Origin of the sequence: Streptococcus sp. HMSC073D05, from assembly GCF_001812015.1 — a bacterium.
Taxonomy (GTDB): Bacteria; Bacillota; Bacilli; order Lactobacillales; family Streptococcaceae; genus Streptococcus; species Streptococcus parasanguinis_D.
Genome location: NZ_KV807499.1, coordinates 229,516 through 249,326, shown reverse-complemented (window position 1 = coordinate 249,326; position 19,811 = coordinate 229,516). Strand labels below are relative to the sequence as shown.

At 43.2% G+C, this 19,811-nt stretch carries 18 protein-coding genes and 1 pseudogene; 13 read left to right on the top strand and 6 right to left on the bottom strand.

Going from position 1 to position 19,811, the window contains the following annotated elements:
• Window positions 1-202 (bottom strand): annotated as a pseudogene (locus HMPREF2832_RS08670) (TIGR00341 family protein); the annotation flags it as partial.
• 501 nt (window positions 203-703) lie between these two features.
• Here HMPREF2832_RS08670 and yycF point away from each other — a divergent pair.
• The 4 genes from yycF to HMPREF2832_RS08650 all read left to right on the top strand — a co-directional run bounded on the left by yycF (window position 704) and on the right by HMPREF2832_RS08650 (window position 4,072).
• Window positions 704-1,405 (top strand): response regulator YycF, encoded by a 702-nt coding sequence (gene yycF, locus HMPREF2832_RS08665; RefSeq protein ID WP_024054739.1) that lies wholly within the window; start codon window positions 704-706, stop codon window positions 1,403-1,405.
• A complete protein-coding gene (gene vicK / locus HMPREF2832_RS08660) occupies window positions 1,398-2,750 on the top strand; it encodes a cell wall metabolism sensor histidine kinase VicK (RefSeq protein ID WP_070506703.1) in 1,353 nt (450 codons plus the stop codon). The genes yycF and vicK overlap by 8 nt, the downstream gene beginning before the upstream one ends.
• A gap of 7 nt (window positions 2,751-2,757) precedes the next feature.
• Window positions 2,758-3,567, top strand: coding sequence for an MBL fold metallo-hydrolase (locus HMPREF2832_RS08655; protein ID WP_023918725.1), 810 nt, complete (start codon window positions 2,758-2,760; stop codon window positions 3,565-3,567).
• Between the two features lie 118 nt (window positions 3,568-3,685).
• Window positions 3,686-4,072: a YbaN family protein gene (locus tag HMPREF2832_RS08650; protein ID WP_070506699.1), complete on the top strand. Its 387-nt coding sequence runs from the start codon at window positions 3,686-3,688 to the stop codon at window positions 4,070-4,072.
• A 262-nt stretch (window positions 4,073-4,334) separates the two neighbouring features.
• Here the strand turns inward: HMPREF2832_RS08650 and HMPREF2832_RS10420 are convergent, their stop codons facing one another.
• Window positions 4,335-4,796, bottom strand: a complete 462-nt coding sequence (locus tag HMPREF2832_RS10420) for a hypothetical protein (protein WP_173018703.1) — start codon at window positions 4,794-4,796, stop codon at window positions 4,335-4,337.
• A gap of 333 nt (window positions 4,797-5,129) precedes the next feature.
• Between HMPREF2832_RS10420 and rnc the strand changes: the two genes are divergently transcribed.
• Genes rnc through ftsY form a run of 5 tightly spaced genes read left to right on the top strand, consistent with a single transcriptional unit; the run spans window position 5,130 to window position 12,634 of the window.
• Window positions 5,130-5,831, top strand: coding sequence for a ribonuclease III (gene rnc, locus HMPREF2832_RS08640; RefSeq protein WP_070506695.1), 702 nt, complete (start codon window positions 5,130-5,132; stop codon window positions 5,829-5,831).
• A complete protein-coding gene (smc, locus tag HMPREF2832_RS08635; RefSeq protein WP_070506692.1) occupies window positions 5,822-9,358 on the top strand; it encodes a chromosome segregation protein SMC in 3,537 nt (1,178 codons plus the stop codon). The genes rnc and smc overlap by 10 nt, the downstream gene beginning before the upstream one ends.
• The gene (locus tag HMPREF2832_RS08630; protein WP_024054730.1) at window positions 9,348-10,154 is read left to right on the top strand and encodes a Cof-type HAD-IIB family hydrolase; all 807 of its coding nucleotides are present in this window, start codon (window positions 9,348-9,350) and stop codon (window positions 10,152-10,154) included. Before smc ends, HMPREF2832_RS08630 begins: the two co-directional genes overlap by 11 nt.
• Window positions 10,151-10,972, top strand: coding sequence for a Cof-type HAD-IIB family hydrolase (locus tag HMPREF2832_RS08625; RefSeq protein WP_070506689.1), 822 nt, complete (start codon window positions 10,151-10,153; stop codon window positions 10,970-10,972). Before HMPREF2832_RS08630 ends, HMPREF2832_RS08625 begins: the two co-directional genes overlap by 4 nt.
• Entirely contained in the window at window positions 10,973-12,634 is a 1,662-nt protein-coding gene (gene ftsY / locus HMPREF2832_RS08620; RefSeq protein WP_070506684.1) for a signal recognition particle-docking protein FtsY, read from the top strand.
• 91 nt (window positions 12,635-12,725) lie between these two features.
• Here ftsY and zwf read toward each other — a convergent pair whose 3' ends face one another.
• From zwf to HMPREF2832_RS10415, 4 genes are all read right to left on the bottom strand, one after another.
• The gene (gene zwf, locus HMPREF2832_RS08615) at window positions 12,726-14,192 is read right to left on the bottom strand and encodes a glucose-6-phosphate dehydrogenase (RefSeq protein WP_070506680.1); all 1,467 of its coding nucleotides are present in this window, start codon (window positions 14,190-14,192) and stop codon (window positions 12,726-12,728) included.
• Between the two features lie 203 nt (window positions 14,193-14,395).
• Window positions 14,396-15,211: a TIGR03943 family putative permease subunit gene (locus HMPREF2832_RS08610; RefSeq protein WP_070506676.1), complete on the bottom strand. Its 816-nt coding sequence runs from the start codon at window positions 15,209-15,211 to the stop codon at window positions 14,396-14,398.
• On the bottom strand, window positions 15,208-16,113 hold the full coding sequence (locus tag HMPREF2832_RS08605) for a permease (RefSeq protein ID WP_070506673.1): 906 nt from the start codon (window positions 16,111-16,113) through the stop codon (window positions 15,208-15,210). Before HMPREF2832_RS08605 ends, HMPREF2832_RS08610 begins: the two co-directional genes overlap by 4 nt.
• Window positions 16,113-16,262 (bottom strand): SPJ_0845 family protein, encoded by a 150-nt coding sequence (locus HMPREF2832_RS10415; RefSeq protein WP_003005705.1) that lies wholly within the window; start codon window positions 16,260-16,262, stop codon window positions 16,113-16,115. Before HMPREF2832_RS10415 ends, HMPREF2832_RS08605 begins: the two co-directional genes overlap by 1 nt.
• A 148-nt stretch (window positions 16,263-16,410) precedes the next feature.
• Here HMPREF2832_RS10415 and HMPREF2832_RS08600 point away from each other — a divergent pair, with 148 nt between their 5' ends.
• The 4 genes from HMPREF2832_RS08600 (at window position 16,411) to HMPREF2832_RS08585 (ending at window position 19,752) form a co-directional block, all read left to right on the top strand.
• Window positions 16,411-18,567: a Tex family protein gene (locus tag HMPREF2832_RS08600; RefSeq protein WP_373102295.1), complete on the top strand. Its 2,157-nt coding sequence runs from the start codon at window positions 16,411-16,413 to the stop codon at window positions 18,565-18,567.
• Window positions 18,554-19,009 (top strand): SprT family protein, encoded by a 456-nt coding sequence (locus tag HMPREF2832_RS08595; protein ID WP_070506664.1) that lies wholly within the window; start codon window positions 18,554-18,556, stop codon window positions 19,007-19,009. Before HMPREF2832_RS08600 ends, HMPREF2832_RS08595 begins: the two co-directional genes overlap by 14 nt.
• Window positions 19,010-19,083: 74 nt before the next feature.
• Window positions 19,084-19,365, top strand: coding sequence for a PspC domain-containing protein (locus HMPREF2832_RS08590; RefSeq protein WP_070506659.1), 282 nt, complete (start codon window positions 19,084-19,086; stop codon window positions 19,363-19,365).
• A 12-nt stretch (window positions 19,366-19,377) separates the two neighbouring features.
• A complete protein-coding gene (locus HMPREF2832_RS08585; protein ID WP_070506655.1) occupies window positions 19,378-19,752 on the top strand; it encodes a hypothetical protein in 375 nt (124 codons plus the stop codon).
• Window positions 19,753-19,811: the final 59 nt, after the last annotated feature.

The window sequence follows — 19,811 nt, the reverse complement described above, 5'->3', positions numbered from 1 at the left end:
CTAAACCGAATCCCAGTCCAACAATCGGTGTCATAAGAGGGGAAATCAGCATGGCTCCAATAATAACAGCTGTTGAATTCATATTTAGACCTATAGAGGCAATAAAAATCGCACACATTAAAATTGCAGTATCTCTTAATCGAACATGAAGATCATCATATAATTTTTCACGGTATTCACGTGTTGAATAGTTTCCGGTCATTGGTTACTCCTTTTATTTCATATAATCTTGTTTCTGCATAGACGATGGTAGAGAGACCTCTGTCCAATCTTACATATTTTTAATTCTCACCTGTCATTCTTTTGAACATAATTTTTTAAATATCCATCAGTCCATCCTTGATATTATATCAAAAAGTTTACAGTCTTTCTCTGAAGAACTCAATCAATTTAAAAGATAGTGAGGGCAGAAATTTTTGTATCCTTATCCGAAGAAGAAAAACGATATCTCCTCTGAAAGTAGATACCGTTTTAATGTTTAAACATGATGAGTATGTAGCAGCAATCCTAGCTGATATCTCCAACAAATCACGTTTTGAGAAATAATGAAAAAATAAAAAGATTGAGATTTCATGATCTCAGTCTTTTTGCTTTGTCTTATTGGAAAGTCCAGCAATTGAGACTCCACATTTCTTCATAAGTTTGATATAATAAGAAGATAGAGATTGATAAGGAAAAGTAGCATTAGAAACAGGTATGTAAGATGAAAAAAATATTAGTAGTTGATGATGAAAAACCAATTTCAGATATTATCAAATTTAACATGGCAAAAGAAGGCTATGAGGTATTGACAGCCTTTGATGGTCGGGAAGCTTTAGAGGTCTTTGCGGCTGAAAATCCGGATATTATTATTCTAGATTTGATGTTACCAGAGATTGATGGTTTGGAAGTGGCGCGGACGATTCGTAAGACCAGCAATGTGCCGATCATTGTCCTATCTGCTAAGGATACGGAATTTGATAAGGTCATCGGGCTTGAAATCGGTGCGGATGACTATGTAACCAAACCCTTCTCGAATCGGGAATTGCAAGCGCGTGTGAAAGCCTTGTTGCGTCGTTCTGAGTTTGCGGCTGATCCTCAGCTTGAAAATGATGCCGATACGGAAATTGTCATTGGTGATCTTCACATTCTTCCAGATGCTTTTTTGGTTCAAAAAGGCAACAAAGAATTGGACTTGACCCATCGCGAATTTGAATTGCTCTATCACCTTGCGACCCATGTTGGTCAAGTGATGACCCGTGAGCACCTTCTTGAGACGGTGTGGGGCTATGATTACTTTGGTGATGTTCGGACAGTGGACGTGACGGTTCGTCGTTTGCGTGAAAAAATCGAGGACACACCGGGACGTCCAGAATATATCTTGACTCGCCGTGGTGTTGGATATTATATGAGAAACAATGATTGATCAACTAAAACAATTTGTAATGTCGTCGAACTTTGTCTTTGTTCTGATTACGGTTGGGTTTATCATTGTGGTAGCCTTGCTTTTGCTAGAAAACCGTAGGGACAATATCAAGCTCAGACAATTAAACTCCAAAATTAAAGATCTGATTGCAGGGGACTATTCAGAAGTGGTCGACATGCAAGGAAGTCCAGAACTGACGGATATGACCAATAGTATCAATGATCTGTCTGAGGTTATTCGCCTGACGCATGAAAACTTGGAACAAGAAACCAAGCGTTTGACCAGTATCCTTTCTTACATGACAGATGGGGTGCTTGCGACTAACAGACGCGGTCAGATCATCATGGTTAATGAAATGGCAGCCAAGCAATTGAATGTTAATCCAGATGAGGTACTCAATACCAGTATTCTAGATTTGCTTTCGCTTGGAGATGACTATGATCTGCGAAGCTTGATTACAGAAGTACCAGAGTTGACCATCGATTCCCAGGATGAAAATGGAGAATACTTAAGTCTTCGTGTGCGCTTTGCCTTGATTCGTCGCGAGTCAGGTTTTATCTCTGGTCTGGTAGCTGTCTTGCACGATACGACAGAGCAGGACAAGGAAGAGCGGGAACGTCGCCTCTTTGTCTCCAATGTGAGTCATGAACTGCGAACACCTTTGACCAGTGTGAAATCCTATCTGGAAGCCCTAGACGATGGCGCTTTGTCAGAGCCGGTAGCACCAGATTTTGTCAAAGTTTCACTCAATGAAACCAACCGCATGATGCGCATGGTCACAGATCTATTGAGCTTGTCACGAATTGATAATGAAACCAGTCAGTTGGAGATCGAGTTGACCAACTTTACGGCTTTTATCACCTTTATTTTAAATCGGTTTGATAAGATCAAGAGTCAATCGCAAGAAGATACCAAGAAGTATGAACTGATCCGGGAATACCCGATCACCCCGATCTGGGTTGAAATTGATACGGATAAAATGACCCAGGTGATCGACAATATCTTGAACAATGCCATCAAGTACTCACCTGATGGTGGAAAGATCAAGGTAGGGATGAGAACAACAGATGCCCAGTTGATTATCTCCATCTCAGATGAGGGCTTGGGGATTCCCAAGAAAGACTTGCCACGCATTTTTGATCGCTTTTACCGAGTGGATAAGGCGCGTAGCCGGGCCCAAGGTGGGACTGGTCTGGGCTTAGCCATTGCTAAGGAGATCGTTAAGCAACACAAAGGCTTTATTTGGGCCAAGAGTGAATATGGCAAGGGATCTACCTTTACCATTGTCTTGCCGTACGACAAAGATGCTATTAAAGACGACTGGGATACAGAAGAGGAAGAATAAGGAGTCAATGACAGAAGAGGGATTTAAGTATAGTATTTTAGCTTCAGGTTCTAGTGGGAATTCTTTCTACCTTGAGACACCAAAGAAAAAACTGCTTATTGATGCAGGGCTATCAGGGAAAAAGATTACGGGACTATTGGCTGAAATTGATCGCAAACCAGAAGACTTAGATGCCATTTTGATTACGCACGAACACTCAGATCATATTCATGGTGTGGGTGTTTTAGCGCGGAAATATGGCATGGATCTATATGCTAATGAAGCAACTTGGAAGGCTATGGAAGGCACCAAGTATCTAGGAAAGGTCGATGATGCTCAAAAGCACATTTTTGAAATGGGGAAAACCAAGACATTTGGCGATATCGATATCGAAAGTTTTGGGGTCAGTCACGATGCTGCTGCCCCTCAATTCTATCGCTTTATGAAGGATGGCAAGAGCTTCGTCATGCTGACGGATACGGGCTATGTGAGTGATCGCTTGGCAGGTATCGTCGCGGATGCGGATGGCTATTTGATTGAGTCCAACCATGATGTAGAGATCCTTCGAGCAGGTTCTTACGCTTGGCGCTTGAAGCAGCGGATCTTGTCAGACCTAGGCCACCTTTCTAACGAAGACGGTGCGGATGCCATGATCCGGACCTTGGGAAATCGCACCAAAAAGATTTATCTGGGACATTTGTCAAAAGAGAACAATATCAAAGAATTGGCCCATATGACCATGGAGAATCAACTGGCTCGAGCAGATCTAGCTGTTGGCCATGATTTTGAGGTGTTAGATACCTCGCCAGATACCGCGACCCCTTTGACGAAGATATAAAATAGAGAAAAGCAACTGTCACCTTGTTAGTTGCTTCCTTTTTTAAATATAGATGTAGTTTTTTCTTTTTTTGTTTACTGAAAAGGTTCGAAAATTGTATTGTGTGAAGGAGAAGTAAATGCGCCTTGTTTATCTTACGATTGGTTTTGTGTCTTTGGGATTAGGAATTATTGGGATTCCTTTACCGATTTTACCGACGACCCCCTTTTTACTGCTGTCTATGGCCTGCTTTGCTAAAAGTTCCAAACGCTTTGAAACTTGGCTCTACCAAACCAAGCTTTATCAAACCTATGTAGCGGATTACCGAGAGACTAAATCGATTGCCAAAGAACGGAAGAAATGGATCCTTCTTCAGATCTACATTCTGATGGGGATTTCGATCTATCTGGCACCGATTATTTGGGTGAAGCTTGCTTTAGGGGCTTTGACGATTTTTATCACCTATTATCTCTTAAAAGTGATCCCTAATAAGCCTGAAAATCCAACAGAAGAAAATTCTGATTAAAATTGGAGAATTCAGGCCCTAGAACTAGGAAAAGAAGTGCGTTCGTGCTTCTTTTTTGTATAAAAATAAAAACCCTTGTGTATCAAGAGCTTTCATGTACTGAATACGTTTTTGACTACGCTTCGGGAAATTTTAATAAGCGATCTACTTTAGGATTTTTAGTTTTCTATAAAAGGATCAACTCTTAAATAAGATTAAAGTATATTTAAGAGTTGATCCATCTTTTATTAAATATCTCTTATTGTGATATGTACCTATTATATCATTGTTCTAACTCAGTTATCTTTTCTAACATTTCTTGTATATCCTTTTGCGTCTTGAAAGGATTATTTTTTATTTTCTTAACAAAGAGAATGAGTGTGATAATCAAAAAAATACAAGCGATAACAGGGTTGAGGGTAAAGTATAAAAGGCTACAAAATGCAGATAATCCTACAGGAAAATACCAAGAAGAAGCTGGATATACCTTTGCCCCTCTATATGTATAAAGACCACGATTTGTTCGTTGGTAATTTATATTTCCTTTCTTAACACTGCTGAAAGCATCCACAGTAGTTTTGTTATATACCTTATTGTATATTGCACGTTTAGGATCTTTAATAAGGCCTGTCCCTTTTTGGCCGTATGTTGGAATGATTGCTCGTTTCACCTGTCTCTTTAATTTCGATGTTGTCCGAGCTTTTAAACTCTTTGAAAGACTGGGTTTTCTAACTCCTATTTTCATAGTAATACTCCTTATTATTATTTCAATCCCAAACTTTTTTGTTTTAATTATATCAAATAACGAAGGGGAATGAAATAATAACGAGGTAAAGAAATAAAATTCACTATAAGAAGTGGGCATTAAGTTGGTAAGATATAGAAATGCGAAAGTTGAAGAAACTTAAAATTCATGGAGCAAACTTACAAAACGTGGTATTCAACTTATTGGATCGATATCCAAACAAACCTAAAATATAATAAAAGCAATCAACTGTATCTAATGGATATCTAATGGTAATCGTTTTAAAATTTTGGTATACTTAAGAGTATGAATTTATTAGAAAGTAGGCTTCCCATGGAGAAATTACAAGCCCTGTTATCGGAACGGTTTCAGATCGTTTTTTCAGATAGCAGTTTATTAGATACAGCTTTTACGCATACCTCTTATGCCAATGAGCACCGCCTCTTAAAAATTTCACATAACGAACGTTTGGAATTTTTAGGAGACGCTGTTCTTCAATTAGTTATTTCCGAATATTTGTATAAGGAACACCCCAACAGACCGGAGGGAGATTTGTCCAAATTCCGTTCTATGATTGTCCGTGAAGAAAGTCTGGCTGGTTTTTCTCGGGATTGCCAATTTGACCATTTCATCAAACTAGGCAAGGGCGAAGAAAAATCTGGTGGTCGGGACCGCGATACGATTCTTGGCGATTTATTTGAAGCCTTTTTAGGTGCTCTTTTACTGGATCAAGGAGTGGAAGCAGTCAAACGCTTCATCTACCAGGTCATGATTCCAAAGGTTGAAACGGGTCAATTTTCTCAAGTCATTGACTACAAGACCCGCCTGCAAGAACTGTTACAGGTTCACGGAGATGTGGAGATCCAATACCAAGTGGTTAGCGAGTCCGGTCCAGCTCATGCGAAAGAGTTTGAAGTAGAAGTATTCGTGAACGGTCAAACGATGGGACATGGTCATGGTCGTTCCAAGAAGTTAGCGGAGCAGGAAGCAGCCCGCAATGCAGTTGAAACGAGGAATGATGGGCCATGTATCTAAAAGAGATTGAAATCCAAGGCTTTAAATCCTTTGCGGATAAGACAAAAGTCGTATTTGACAAAGGGGTCACTGCTGTTGTAGGGCCTAATGGATCTGGAAAATCAAATATCACGGAGAGCTTGCGCTGGGCCCTGGGGGAATCCAGTGTCAAGAGTCTACGTGGGGGCAAGATGCCCGATGTCATCTTTGCAGGGACAGAATCGCGTAAACCGCTGAATTATGCCTGTGTCACAGTTGTCTTAGATAACCAAGATGGTTTTATCCAGCAGGCAGGGAAAGAAATTCGTGTCGAACGGCATATTTATCGTTCAGGAGACAGCGAGTACAAGATCGACGGCAAGAAGGTTCGTCTCAGAGATGTGCATGATTTGTTCATGGATACGGGATTGGGACGTGATTCTTTCTCTATTATCTCCCAAGGACGGGTAGAGGAGATCTTTAACTCCAAACCGGAAGAACGCCGGGCTATCTTTGAAGAAGCTGCTGGTGTCTTGAAATTTAAGACGCGGCGTAAGGAAACCGAAACCAAACTCAACCAAACCCAGGAGAATTTGGACCGTCTGGAGGATATCCTCTATGAATTAGAAGGACAAATCCAACCTCTTGAAAAGCAAGCGACTGTCGCTCGCCGTTTCTTGGAATTAGACCAAGAACGGCAGGTTCTCTTGCTGGATGTTTTAGTTGCTCAAGTCGATTTGACAAAGGACCTTTATGAAAAGGCTGATCAAGAAGAAAAGGCCATTCAAGAACAGTTGGCTTCTTATTACCAACGTCGTCAGGTCTTAGAAGAAGATAATGTACGTATCAAGAAAGCCCGCCATCAGTTGGATGAGAGTTTAGCTGAGGACCAGGCCAGCTTGCTTGAGGTTACTCGTTTGATCAGCGATTTGGAAAAGCAAATCGAAGTAGCTAAGTTGCAATCGAGTCAAGCAGCCCATAGTCGCAGGGAAAATCTTGAGCGGTTGGATGCTGTTTTAGCCCGTCTGGAAGAAGCGAAACAAGAGCTGGCTCAAAAACAAGAGACGCTAGCTGTGCTTCAACAAAGGCTGACAGAGAACCGTCAGCAACAAGAAGAGTTGGAAAAAGAATTAGCCAACTACGAAGAAGATCCGGAACAAGTCATTGAGCATTTGCGGGAGCAGTATGTCGCGCTCTTACAGACGGAGGCTGAAAAATCGAATGAACGGACAGCCATTGAGAGTCGGATCCAAGCACTCCTGCAAGAATCTAGCCATCGTCAAGAGGATTTGACCAAGGCGCAAACAAATTTTGAAGCTGCCAAGGAAAAAGAAGTTCGCCAATTAGAAGAGTTGGATCAGGCACAAGCGACGGTCAAAGGTCTATTAGCAGAATACCAAGAGCAATTAGTAAAAGTGGAGCAGGCCAAAGTTGCCTACCAAGAGGCTCAGACGGCCATGTTTGACTTGATGGATGAGAGCAAGAACAAGCGGGCGCGAATCAATAGCTTGGAAGCTATTCAGATGAACCATAGTAACTTCTATGCAGGCGTCAAGAGCGTTTTGCAAGAAGCAGAACGATTAGGAGGCATCTGTGGGGCTGTTAGTGAGAATTTGAGTTTCTCAAAAGACTACCAGACGGCGCTTGAAATTGCTCTGGGAGCTAGCAGCCAACAGATCATTGTCGAGGATGAAAAGGCTGCAACGCGAGCGATCGATTTCTTGAAACGCAATCGATTAGGACGGGCAACTTTCCTTCCGCTCACGACCATCAAAGCCCGTCAACTTTCTCCTCGTAATCTGGAGTTGATTCAAACCAGTCCAGGATTTCTAGGAATTGCGAGTGACTTAGTGACCTATGAGCATCGTTTTGAACAGATTTTCCAAAATTTGCTTGGCGTAACGGCTATCTTTGACACGACGGTGCATGCGCGTGAGGCGGCTCGTAAAGTCAACTATCAAGTTCGGATGGTGACCTTGGATGGGACCGAATTGCGGACCGGAGGATCGTATGCCGGTGGTGCCAATCGCTCTCAAAATACGGTCTTTGTCAAACCAGAATTGGATAGTTTGAAGCAGGAAATGCAAGCTCTGGATGCTCGTTTGAGAGAAGCTGAGCAGGAAGTAGAAACCAAGGACAATCTGCTCAAGCAGGCGCAAGAATACCTGGCTTCTATTCAAAATCAAGGTGAGCAAGCACGCCTGGAGCAACAGCGGGCCCAATTGGCCTACCAACAAAGCCAAGAGCAACTGAAAGAAATCCAGGAGCTCTTAGAAGCTTTGAAGTCAGAATTGGCAACAGATGCGACCCAGTCTCTCCAAGAGGAGCTGGAGTCCCTTACTGAGCAATTGGCAGAAATTGAGCTTCAAAAAGAAAATTTGAATCGCGACATTGAAACCATGAAGTCGGACAAAGACGTTCTGCAACAAAAAGTACAAAACTTGCAAGAGCAATTGGCAGAATTGCGACTTCAACAGACGGAATGGTTGAGCCAACAAAGCTACGAGCAAACAGATGCTCGTCGCTTGGAAGAGACGATCTCCCAGTTGGAAGTAGAAGAGCATCAGTTGCAATTGCTGATTGAACAAGGCGAGGCCAAAGTCCAGACAGTTGATGTGGAGCAGCTAGACAACCAATTGACGCAGGCACAAGCCAAGAAAACGGACTTGGAACAAGGGGTCATTCGGAAACGATTTGAGCTGGATGATTTGGAAGGACAGGCCGAAGATGTGGCAGAACAGATGGAACAAGCTCGCAAGAAAAACGAAGAATGGATTCGTCAACAAGCCAAGGCTGAAGCGACACGTGAAAAGCATGCGGATCGTTTGAACAAGCTCTTAACGCAAATTACCGATGAATTCATGCAAAGCTTTGACCAAGCCAAAGAGCAGGCCAAACCTGTTGAAAATCTTGCAGCAGCTGAAAACCAGCTCAAGAGCATCGAAAAAGATATTAAGGCACTTGGTCCAGTCAATGTGGATGCGATCGAGCAGTACGACGAGGTGAAGGGGCGCTTTGATTTCCTTTCCAGCCAGCGTGAGGATGTCTTGGCTGCGAAAAACATGCTTCTGTCTACCATCAACGACATGAATGACGAAGTCAAGGAACGCTTTAAATCAACTTTTGAAGCCATTCGTGAATCCTTTAAAGTCACTTTCCGTCAAATGTTTGGTGGGGGTTCTGCTGATTTGATTCTGACAGAGCCAGATCTTCTGACAGCTGGTGTTGAAATTTCTGTACAGCCACCTGGTAAAAAGATCCAATCCTTAAACCTTATGAGTGGTGGAGAAAAGGCCTTGTCTGCCTTGGCTCTCTTGTTCTCGATTATTCGTGTTAAGACCATTCCATTTGTCATTCTGGATGAGGTAGAGGCTGCCCTAGATGAGGCCAATGTCAAGCGCTTTGGGGATTATCTGAACCGCTTTGATAAGGAAAGCCAATTTATTGTCGTGACGCACCGGAAGGGAACCATGTCAGCTGCAGATTCCATCTATGGTGTGACCATGCAGGAATCAGGGGTTTCTAAAATCGTCTCAGTAAAATTGAAAGACTTAGAAAATGAAGAATAATGATATTAAATTGATCGCTACGGATATGGATGGAACCTTTCTAAATGACCAACATCAGTACGATCAAGACCTTTTACGCAAGGTATTAGCAAGCTGCAAAGAAAAAGGCATCTATTTTGCTGCTGCGAGTGGCCGTGCCCTCCTTTCTCTCAAATCCCTCTTTAAAGGATTTGAGGACCAGATGATTTTCATTGCTGAAAATGGTAGTGTGGTAGAATTTCATGGAGAAGATCTCTACGAAGCGACTATGTCCAAAGACTTTTATTTGGGTGTTTTTGAAGCTTTGAAATCCTCACCTTATGCAGACCCCAATAAACTGCTTTTGACTGGGAAAAAAGGGAGCTATGTCTTAGAAACAGTAGATCCAGACTATCTGGCCTTGAGTCAACATTACAATGAAAATATTCAAAAAGTGAAAAGCCTAGCAGATATTCAGGATGAAATTTTCAAATTGACCACCAACTTTGATGCAGCTCTTGTACTTGAAGGTGAACAATGGGTCACTGAGAATATCCCTGGTGTCAAAGCGATGACGACAGGTTTTGAATCGATAGATATTGTCCTCGATTATGTCGATAAGGGAGTGGCCATTACCGCCTTAGCGGATAAACTAGGGATCTCGATGGATCAGGTGATGGCTTTCGGGGATAACTTAAATGACCTCCATATGATGCAAGTCGTGGGCCATCCTGTAGCGCCAGAAAATGCACGTCCTGAAATCTTAGCGATTGCTGAAAAAGTCATCGGCCACCATGCGACTGGTTCTGTCCTACGCTACATGGAGGAAATTGTATGAGTCAGATTTCCTTGATTGCGCTGGATTTAGATGGGACCCTACTCAATTCAGAAAAAAAGATCTCCCCTCGCAATAGGGCAGCCCTCGCTGCTGCACAGGCCCAAGGTGTCAAGGTGGTTCTAACCACTGGTCGTCCCTTGAAAGCCATGGATTTTCTTTTGGAAGAATTGGGAACAGCAGGCCTCAAAGAAGAGTATACGATTACCTTCAACGGTGGTCTAGTGCAGCGAAATAATGGAGAAATCCTCTCAAAAGTTGTCTTGGCGCCAGAAGATGTCGCAACCATTCATGATGAAACAGCCCCTCTAGGCCTTCCGCTGGATGCTATCAGTGAGGGAACGGTTTATGAGATTCATGCAGATCGAAAGTCTCTCTATTCCCTTTACAATCCCTACCTGAACTTTATTAAGACAGATTTTAAAGACCTGCCATCCACGATTTCCTACAACAAGTGTGTGACAGCCGTCGATCAAGACTTTTTAGATGCAGCGATAAAGGAGATCAAGCCGGACTTATTTCAAGACTATGAAATTTTTAAATCTCGGGAAATGTTGCTGGAATGGTGCCCTAAAAATGTTCACAAGGCAACGGGCTTAGCAGCTCTGGCAGCTATTTTGGGCCTTAAGGCAGATCAAGTCATGGCCTGTGGAGATGAAGCCAATGACCTGTCTATGATCCAGTGGGCTGGACTGGGGGTTGCCATGGGCAATGCGATTCCAGCAGTGAAGGAAGTTGCAGCGCTTGTGGCCCCTGTTACCAATGACCAAGATGCTGTCGCATGGGCAATTGAAAATTATGTGCTAAAGGAGAGTGAATAAATGGGATTATTTGATCGTTTATTTGGAAAAAAAGAAGAAACTGAAAAAGTGCTTCCGTCTTCGGAAGAAGTGATGGAAAGTACTGAGGTTGAAGAAACTGTCAAAGAGGAGCCACCGGCTACCTTAAATGACAAGGAAGAGCAAAAAATCGCTGATATGGAGGCTTATTACCAAGAGCTCAAAGCGCGAATTGCAGCCACTCATCAACCTGTTTCAACCGTCGCTCAAGAAGAGCCGGCAGAGGAACCTCTTGTTGAAGAAATCGTGACTTCAGAGACTCATGAAGATCAGGAACCAGAAGAGGAGTCTCCAGTTGTCTTTGAACCTGCTCAAGCAGAGGCAAGTCCTGAAGAAGTTTCACCACTAGCTGATGAAACGGAGGAGATTGAGCCTCTTGAAGAAGAGAAAATTGAAGCGGAAGAAACTGAAAATGGTGAGGAAGCAGATGGGGATAACGGTTCAGAACTGGAAGAAGAGTCACCGATTGCTTCTCCATCATCTGAAGCTGAGCTAGTAGAAGGGAGCACGACAGAAGAGGAGGTTCCAGAACTAGTAGACGCTCAGGATGAGGTTTCAGAACCTGAAGTATCAGAAGCGATCGCTCAAGTGGAGGAAACTTCAGAAGTAGCAGAAGCTGAGTCCAGACTTCCGGAAGGAGAAGCTGCATCAGCCGTTGAGGAAAGGACTGTTGAAGAGGCAGAAGAGCCAATTCCAGACGAGGTTGAGCCTCAGCAAGAAACCATTCAGGAAAAATACGATCGTAGCTTGAAAAAGACGCGGACTGGATTTGGAGCACGTCTCAATGCCTTCTTTGCCAATTTCCGTTCAGTCGATGAAGAATTCTTTGAAGAATTGGAAGAACTCTTGATCATGAGTGACGTTGGGGTTCAAGTTGCCTCTAATTTAACCGAAGAGTTGCGTTATGAAGCCCGTTTGGAAAATGCCAAAAAACCAGATGCTCTCAAGCGCGTGATCATCGAAAAATTGGTGGACTTGTATGAAAAGGATGGCCAATTTAATGAAGCCATTCGTTTTCAAGATGGTCTTACGGTCATGCTCTTTGTTGGGGTCAATGGAGTTGGTAAAACAACCTCTATCGGGAAGTTAGCCCACCGCTACAAACAAGAAGGCAAGAAAGTCATGTTGGTTGCAGCAGATACTTTCCGTGCAGGAGCAGTGGCTCAACTGGCAGAATGGGGACGTCGTGTAGATGTTCCAGTTGTAACAGGTCCTGAAAAATCAGATCCTGCTAGCGTCGTCTTCGATGGAATGGAACGCGCGATTGCTGAAAACATCGATGTTCTGATGATTGATACGGCTGGGCGTCTGCAAAACAAGGACAACCTCATGGCGGAGCTTGAAAAAATCGGCCGGATTATCAAGCGAGTGGTACCTGATGCGCCGCATGAAACCTTGCTGGCCCTCGATGCATCAACTGGTCAAAATGCCTTGGTGCAAGCTAAAGAATTTTCAAAAATTACGCCTGTGACAGGAATTGTATTGACCAAGATCGATGGAACGGCTCGAGGTGGGGTCGTCCTTGCGATCCGTGAAGAGTTGGACATCCCAGTGAAGTTGATTGGATTCGGAGAAAAGATTGATGATATCGGACCATTCCACTCAGAAAACTTCATGAGAGGTCTTCTGGAGGGCTTGATTTAAGAGTCGAATAGAAAAAGACAAATTGTTATTCCGACAATTTGTCTTTTTGTTTCCTTGCGCTATCAAAAAAACCACCCGAAGGTGGCTTTCCTTAATTCTTAGGTTCAGGTTTCCAAACCCATTCGGATCCGTATTCTGCAAGGAGATCATCGGATGCAGTTGGTCCCATGGATCCAGACTTGTATTCATAGAGCGGTGCTCCATTTTCGGCCCATAGTTTTTCAATCCGGTCAATCAATTGCCATGAAGCACGGACTTCGTGCCAGTGGCTGTAATTGGTTGAGTCGTTGTTCAAAACGTCGAAAATTAATTTTTCATACGGCTCTGGGGAAGCTCCAGTTGCGGTCGCATCTGTTTCGTAGTCAAAGGAAATCGGTGCGATACTGAATTTTTCTCCGACCTCTTTTCCGTTGATGCTCAATGAGAAACCTTCATTTGGTTGGATATAAATGGTCAATACATTAGGTTGCAAGCTATGTCCAAAGATGGAGTCGGTTTGCTTGAAGACCACATTGACCATGGTTCCTTTTTGCGTCAAGCGTTTTCCAGTACGGAAGAAGAAAGGAACTCCACGGAAGCGATCGCTATCAACAAAGAATGCCCCAGAAGCATAGGTCTCCGTAGTAGATTCAGGGCCGACATTGGGCTCGCTGCGATAAGAGATGTCTTTTTTCCCTTCGATCGTACCTGAACGGTATTGACCACGGATAAAGAATTTCTTTAATTCCTCATCTGTTGGATTGTACAATTGCTCAAAAACTTTAACTTTTTCAGCTCGAATCGCATCCTTAGTAAAGGTGGCTGGTTTATCCATTGCAAGCAAAGACAAAAGCTGAAGGGTATGGTTTTGCACCATATCTCGAAGGGCCCCCGAATGATCATAGTAGCCACCGCGTTCTTCAACTCCCAAGCGTTCAGCAAAGGTAATTTGGATATTGTCAATAAAATCTCGGTTCCAAAGGTTATCAAAAATAAGATTTCCGAAACGAATGGCAAAGATATTTTGGATCATTTCTTTTCCAAGGTAATGGTCGATCCGGAAGATTTGCTCTTCATCAAAGGTTTCTTCCAATTCCTTATTGAGCTGACTAGCCGTTTCTAGGTCTGTACCGAAAGGTTTTTCAACGATCAAGCGCTCAAAGCCTTGTCCATCCACAATGCCTTCTGATTTGAGGTGTTTGGCAATGGTTCCAAAAAATTGAGGAGCCATGGACAAGAAGAAGACCTTGTTGTGTTCCGTTTGGTATTTTTCATCCAAGCTATTTTGCAATTCGCGTAGAGCGATGTAATGTTCGGTATCATTGACATCATGACTTTGGTAGTAGAAATGACTCGCGAATTCTTGGGCTTGTTGAGGGCTATCTGCGAGATCTGTAATGGATTCTACCACGACCGATTCAAAGTATTCCTTGCTCCATGGTCTGCGGGCTGTTCCGATAACCGCAAAGTGTTCAGATAGATTTCCTGATTTATAGAGTCTAAAAAGGGATGGGTAGAGTTTGCGCTTGGCTAAATCTCCACTGGCCCCGAAAATGGTTACAATAACTTTTGAAGACATTTAAGTACCTATTTCCTATTTTATTAACCATATTTTACCATAAAATCAACAAGATTTCTTTGATGGAATCGTTGTTACGAATATTTTCCGCTGGATTAGAGAATTTGAGTAGACAGCATAGAAAAAGCTAGAACCAATGTGGATTCTAGCTTCAATTGCTATAAGCTGTTTGGATCGACCACCGAAGAAACTTGGTGACTCCATCAGAATACGCGGTAGACATATGGATTGGCCGGTTTCGTAATGGTCTGGCAATCGATAATGTGGAGGACAGGCAAGCTTTGCTTGAGCTGCTTGTGGTATTCAATGGACAAGGTTCCTTTAGCATGGATCCAGGTATTGTTTTCGAAATGCTGCGGAGCACCGGTCGTTAAGAGACCGTAGACGCCGGAATCTGCGATACAGTGGATGATCCCAAAGCGAAAGAGGAATTGGCTGTCCTTGTTATTGGGGTCATTGTATACAAAACCGGTCAGCTCGATTGTCTTTCCTGCAAATTGGTCAGGATAATCATAAATAACCTCCATGACTTCCATGTAATTCTCAGTGGTCACCTGAATCACTTTTTTATCAACATATTTCTTTGCCGCCTGCTTCATTTCTGACTCATAGGCAGATTTGGTAAAATAGCTACTAGTATCTGGTTTGAGATACTGGGTTGTTGTCCCTTCGTCCTGCTGAATTTCTTTGGAAGAACCAGCCGCAACCGGGAAGTGGTAGCCTTTGGCAGAGACTGTTTGGGAATCCAGTGTCACTGTAGGGAAAAATAGCCCGACAAACAAAGGAATACAGAGCAAGAAAATACTCGCCACTTTTGCCCAGAAGCCAGAGAGATGACTGTGGATCTTCATCTGCTTGACCCAGATGATCAGCTGCACAAGAGCTAAAACAAAGGACAAGAACATGGAAATATAAGCCAAGTAAGAATAGTGTAAGTTGATGTATTGATTGAGCTTACCAGATAATTGCAAGTACATGGTGAGCTCAAAATAGCCAGCTAATATCAAGAAACGAATCATAGCACTACCCCCACAAACCAAGCATAAAGGAGCACAACTCCACTCACAATTCCGATAAATTGCCAGATAAAACGGGTCTTGAGATAATTTTTCATCATGAGGAGATTTTTGACATCAAGCATAGGCCCAATCACCAAAAAGGCAAGAACAGGCGCTACTCCAAAACTCGTCAGAAGAGAGGATCCAACAAAGGCGTCCGCCTCGCTACAAAGTGAGAGGAGAAAGGACAAGACCATGAGAAGGAGAATAGCAATAACTGGTGTCGCACTGATCGAAGTGAGGATCCGTGTTGGGACATAGACTTGGACGAGGCTGGCAAAGAGACAACCAAATACCAGGTAACGTCCCGTGTCAAAGAATTCATCAATCGCTTGCACCAAGACTTGAAAGAGCTTTTGACCTTTGCTCAAGCCCCTAAAATCATGTTCATGTACAGCCTTACGATGGTCTTTTTGGATCGAATCTGTCTGAATAAAACCAAGAAAGATCCCTAGCACCGTTGCGACCAAAAGGGAACCAAGGGCGCGGTAGAGGGCCATCTTGACAGAATTCCCAAAGGCTGAGTAGGTCGCAAAGAGAACGATGGGATTGATGACCGGTGCTGTCACCAAAAAGGGAACAGCAGTATAACTTGGGACTTTCTTTTCTAGAAAGCGATTGATAATGGGAACAATTCCACATTCACAGGAAGGAAAGATAAAGCCGATAAAGGTCCCAAAGAAGATCCGCCCAAATTTATTTTTGGGAAGAAAGCGGTAGACCCTCTCGGGGGTAATATAGACTTCAATAATCCCTGAAATGATACTTCCGATTAGGACAAAAGGTAGGGCCTCGATAATAATCGAGAGAAAAATAGCCCCAGCCTGCAAGACGCTAGAGGGAAGGTGTTGAAAGAATGTCATTACTTAGCCTTCTTTGCTTCTTTAGTGGTAGCAGTTTCTGCCTTCTTTTTCTCTTCAGGGAATTCGACTTTCTTTTCTACATCCGGAAAACTCGCAAAATTTTCAAACATTTTATCAAGATCATCTGTTTTTGAGAATTTAATAGCCATTGTTGGGCCTCCTTTTTATTTTCTTTCATTATAACAAAAAGGAAAGAGCAAGGGGGAAATGGAGCATAAAAGGAAAGAACCATAGGGCCAAAATTATTCTCTGAAAAATCCCTGAAACAGAGACCAGAACAGGCGATCTCCCCCCTTGATGACAGCAAAATATGCTATAATAGAAGCTATGGATAAATATGAAAAAATAGCCCAAGAATTGGGTGTTAGCTTAAAACAAATCGATACTGTATTGAGTCTGACCGCAGAAGGCTCAACTATTCCTTTCATTGCTCGCTATCGAAAAGATATGACGGGAAATTTAGATGAAGTAGCGATTAAGGCCATTATTGACCGGGACAAATCCTTAACGGCTCTAGCCGAACGAAAGGAAACCGTCCTTGCTAAGATTGAGGAACAAGGCAAACTGACAGAGGCACTCAAGCAGGCTATTGAAGCTGCTGAAAAATTAGCGGATGTCGAAGAGCTCTATCTCCCTTATAAGGAAAAACGGCGGACCAAGGCGACGATTGCCCGTGAGGCAGGACTTTTCCCCTTGGCACGTCTCATTTTGCAAAATAGTCCAGACTTGGAAGCAGAGGCTCGGAAATTTACCTGCGAGGCCTTCCCAACTGAAACCGCAGCATTAGCTGGTGCAGTGGATATTCTGGTAGAGGCTATTTCAGAGGATACCCAATTACGGGCCCTCACCTATCAAGAAATTCATGGGCATTCCCTCATGACATCAACCTTGAAGGATGAAAGTTTAGATCCTAAGAGAACCTTTGAAATCTACTATGATTTTTCTGAAAAGATCAAGAATATGCAAGGCTACCGGACCCTGGCTCTCAATCGTGGGGAAAAATTGGGGGTACTTAAAGTCGGATTTGAGCACCATTTGGATCGAATCATTCGTATCTTTGAGGCTCGTTTCAAAACCAAAAATGCCTATGTCGATGAAGTTATTCAACAAGCGGTTAAGAAAAAAATCGTACCTGCGATTGAACGTCGGATTCGGACAGAGTTGACGGAGGTGGCAGAAGACGGAGCCATTCAATTGTTCTCTGAAAATCTACGGAATCTATTGCTCATTCCTCCATTAAAAGGGCGCGTGGTCCTTGGATTTGACCCAGCCTTTCGGACCGGTGCTAAACTAGCTGTTGTCAATGAGACAGGAAAGATGCTTGCCACCCAGGTCATCTATCCAGTCGCTCCTGCAAAACCAGCTCAAATCGAGCAGGCTAAAAAGGATCTGTCCTCCTTGATCAAGGAGTTTGGAGTAGAAATTATTGCGATTGGAAATGGAACTGCCAGCCGTGAAAGTGAGGCCTTTGTCGCAGAGGTGCTCCATGACCATCCAGGAGTTCGCTATGTTATTGTCAATGAAAGCGGAGCATCTGTCTATTCAGCTAGTGAGTTGGCCCGTCATGAGTTCCCAGAATTAACTGTTGAAAAACGCTCGGCCATCTCCATTGCCCGTCGCTTGCAAGATCCGCTAGCAGAATTGGTGAAAATCGATGCCAAATCCATCGGTGTCGGTCAATACCAGCATGATGTCAATCAGAAAAAACTGACAGAAAGCTTGGATTTCGTGGTAGATACTGTCGTCAACCAAGTTGGGGTCAATATCAATACGGCTAGTCCCTCTCTCTTAGCGCATGTAGCAGGACTCAATAAAACCATCTCTGAAAATATCGTGAAATACCGGGAAGAAGAAGGAATGATTCTTTCACGATCGCAAATTAAAAAAGTTCCTCGCCTCGGAGTCAAGGCTTTCGAGCAGGCTGCTGGATTCTTACGCATCCCTGAAAGTAAAAACATCTTGGACAATACCGGGGTTCACCCTGAAAGTTATAAGGAAGTTGAAAAACTTTTTCAACTTCTTGAAATTACCGAACTCGATGCATCAGCTCAGGAAAAATTAGAAGCTGTGAACATAAAGGAGATGTCTACTCAGCTGGATCTGGGACCAGAAACCTTGAAAGATATCATTGCCGATCTCCTAAAACCAGGTCGCGATTTGCGGGATTCCTTTGATGCACCTGTGCTCCGCCAGGATGTCTTGGATATTAAAGACATGCATATTGGTCAAAAATTAGAAGGGGTTGTGCGCAATGTGGTTGACTTCGGAGCCTTTGTCGATATTGGCATTCACGAAGATGGCTTGATTCATATCTCCCATATGAGTAAGCAGTTTATCAAGCATCCAAGCCAGGTCGTCTCAGTAGGTGATTTGGTAACCGTCTGGGTGAAGAAGATTGATGTGGAACGCGAAAAAGTCAATCTCAGTTTGGTAGCTCCGAATGAATCTGACTGAGTATGTACGCCAAGTATCCCTAGAAGATTTTGGGAGAGAATTCCGTCATCGAGCAGAGTGGAATTCACGTCTTCAAACCACTGGGGGTCGTTTCTTTCCCAAGGATCGACACCTTGATTTTAACCCGAAAATATACCAAGCTTTTGGGTTAGAGGTCTTTCGCAAAATCGTCCGCCACGAGCTCTGCCATTACCATCTTTACGATCAAGGTAAAGGCTATCGCCATAAAGATCTAGCCTTTAAGCAACTCCTTAAGCAAGTGGACGGTCTTCGTTTCACACCTCCTCTACCAGATAGAACTGGGCGAGTCAAGCGGATCTATCTCTATCAATGTCCCCATTGTGGCCAAGAGTATAGACGAAAGCGAAAAATCGATCTGAAGAAATATGCCTGCGGTCGCTGTCGCAGCCGCCTGCAATTTCTTGAAATGAGACAAGAGTAAGAATCGGTCTTTAGGCGGATCTCTTTCCAGTTCGACTCTGCTAAAATAGGTCTAACTAGAAAGAGGAAAATCAAATGACATCATCATTTTACAAATTAAAACGACATCGCCTGGTTTCAGGTGTGCTAGCTGGCTTAGCTGATAAATTTGGTCTTAGCGTAACTCTCCTACGCTTCTTGTTTATTCTTTTCACAGTTTCTCATGCCTTTATCGGTGTGATTATCTACTTACTTTTAGATTCGACCTTACCTTATAAGGACGAGGAGGAGCAGGAAATGTTTGACTATGGCCCTCGACCTCGTCGAAGAAAAGAGGCTGAACCCATTCATGATCAGAATGATAGTCCATTTTTCTAAAAGGAGATCCGAGTGAAGCAGAAGTTCTATTCCCTTGCTTTTGTTCTATATCTCCTCTTCAGTTTTGTAGGACAGTTTTTCATTTTAAATCGTGTTTTTGGAGAAGGAGTTGGAACAGCTTTGATCGGAATGGCCCTTTTTCCACTGGGCATTTGGAATAGTCTCTTCTACCTCTTGTTTCTGCCAACAGAAATGGCTAGAAAGCCACAAATTTATCGGTTTTCGATTTTATTTCTGCCGGTTTTGTATCTGGTTTTGTCCTTATTGGGTGGAGGGCCTACCGCTTTTATGATTGGCTTGATCGCATTTCCTTCAAATGCGGTGGTCTATGCGGTCTCTACCGGAATCAAATCTATGATCAAAGATTTTTTGCAAGGCGAAGACTAGAGCATTCTTCATATGTTCCCATCATTTTCTAGAGGTTGGAGACCTTTGTCTTGGCCTCT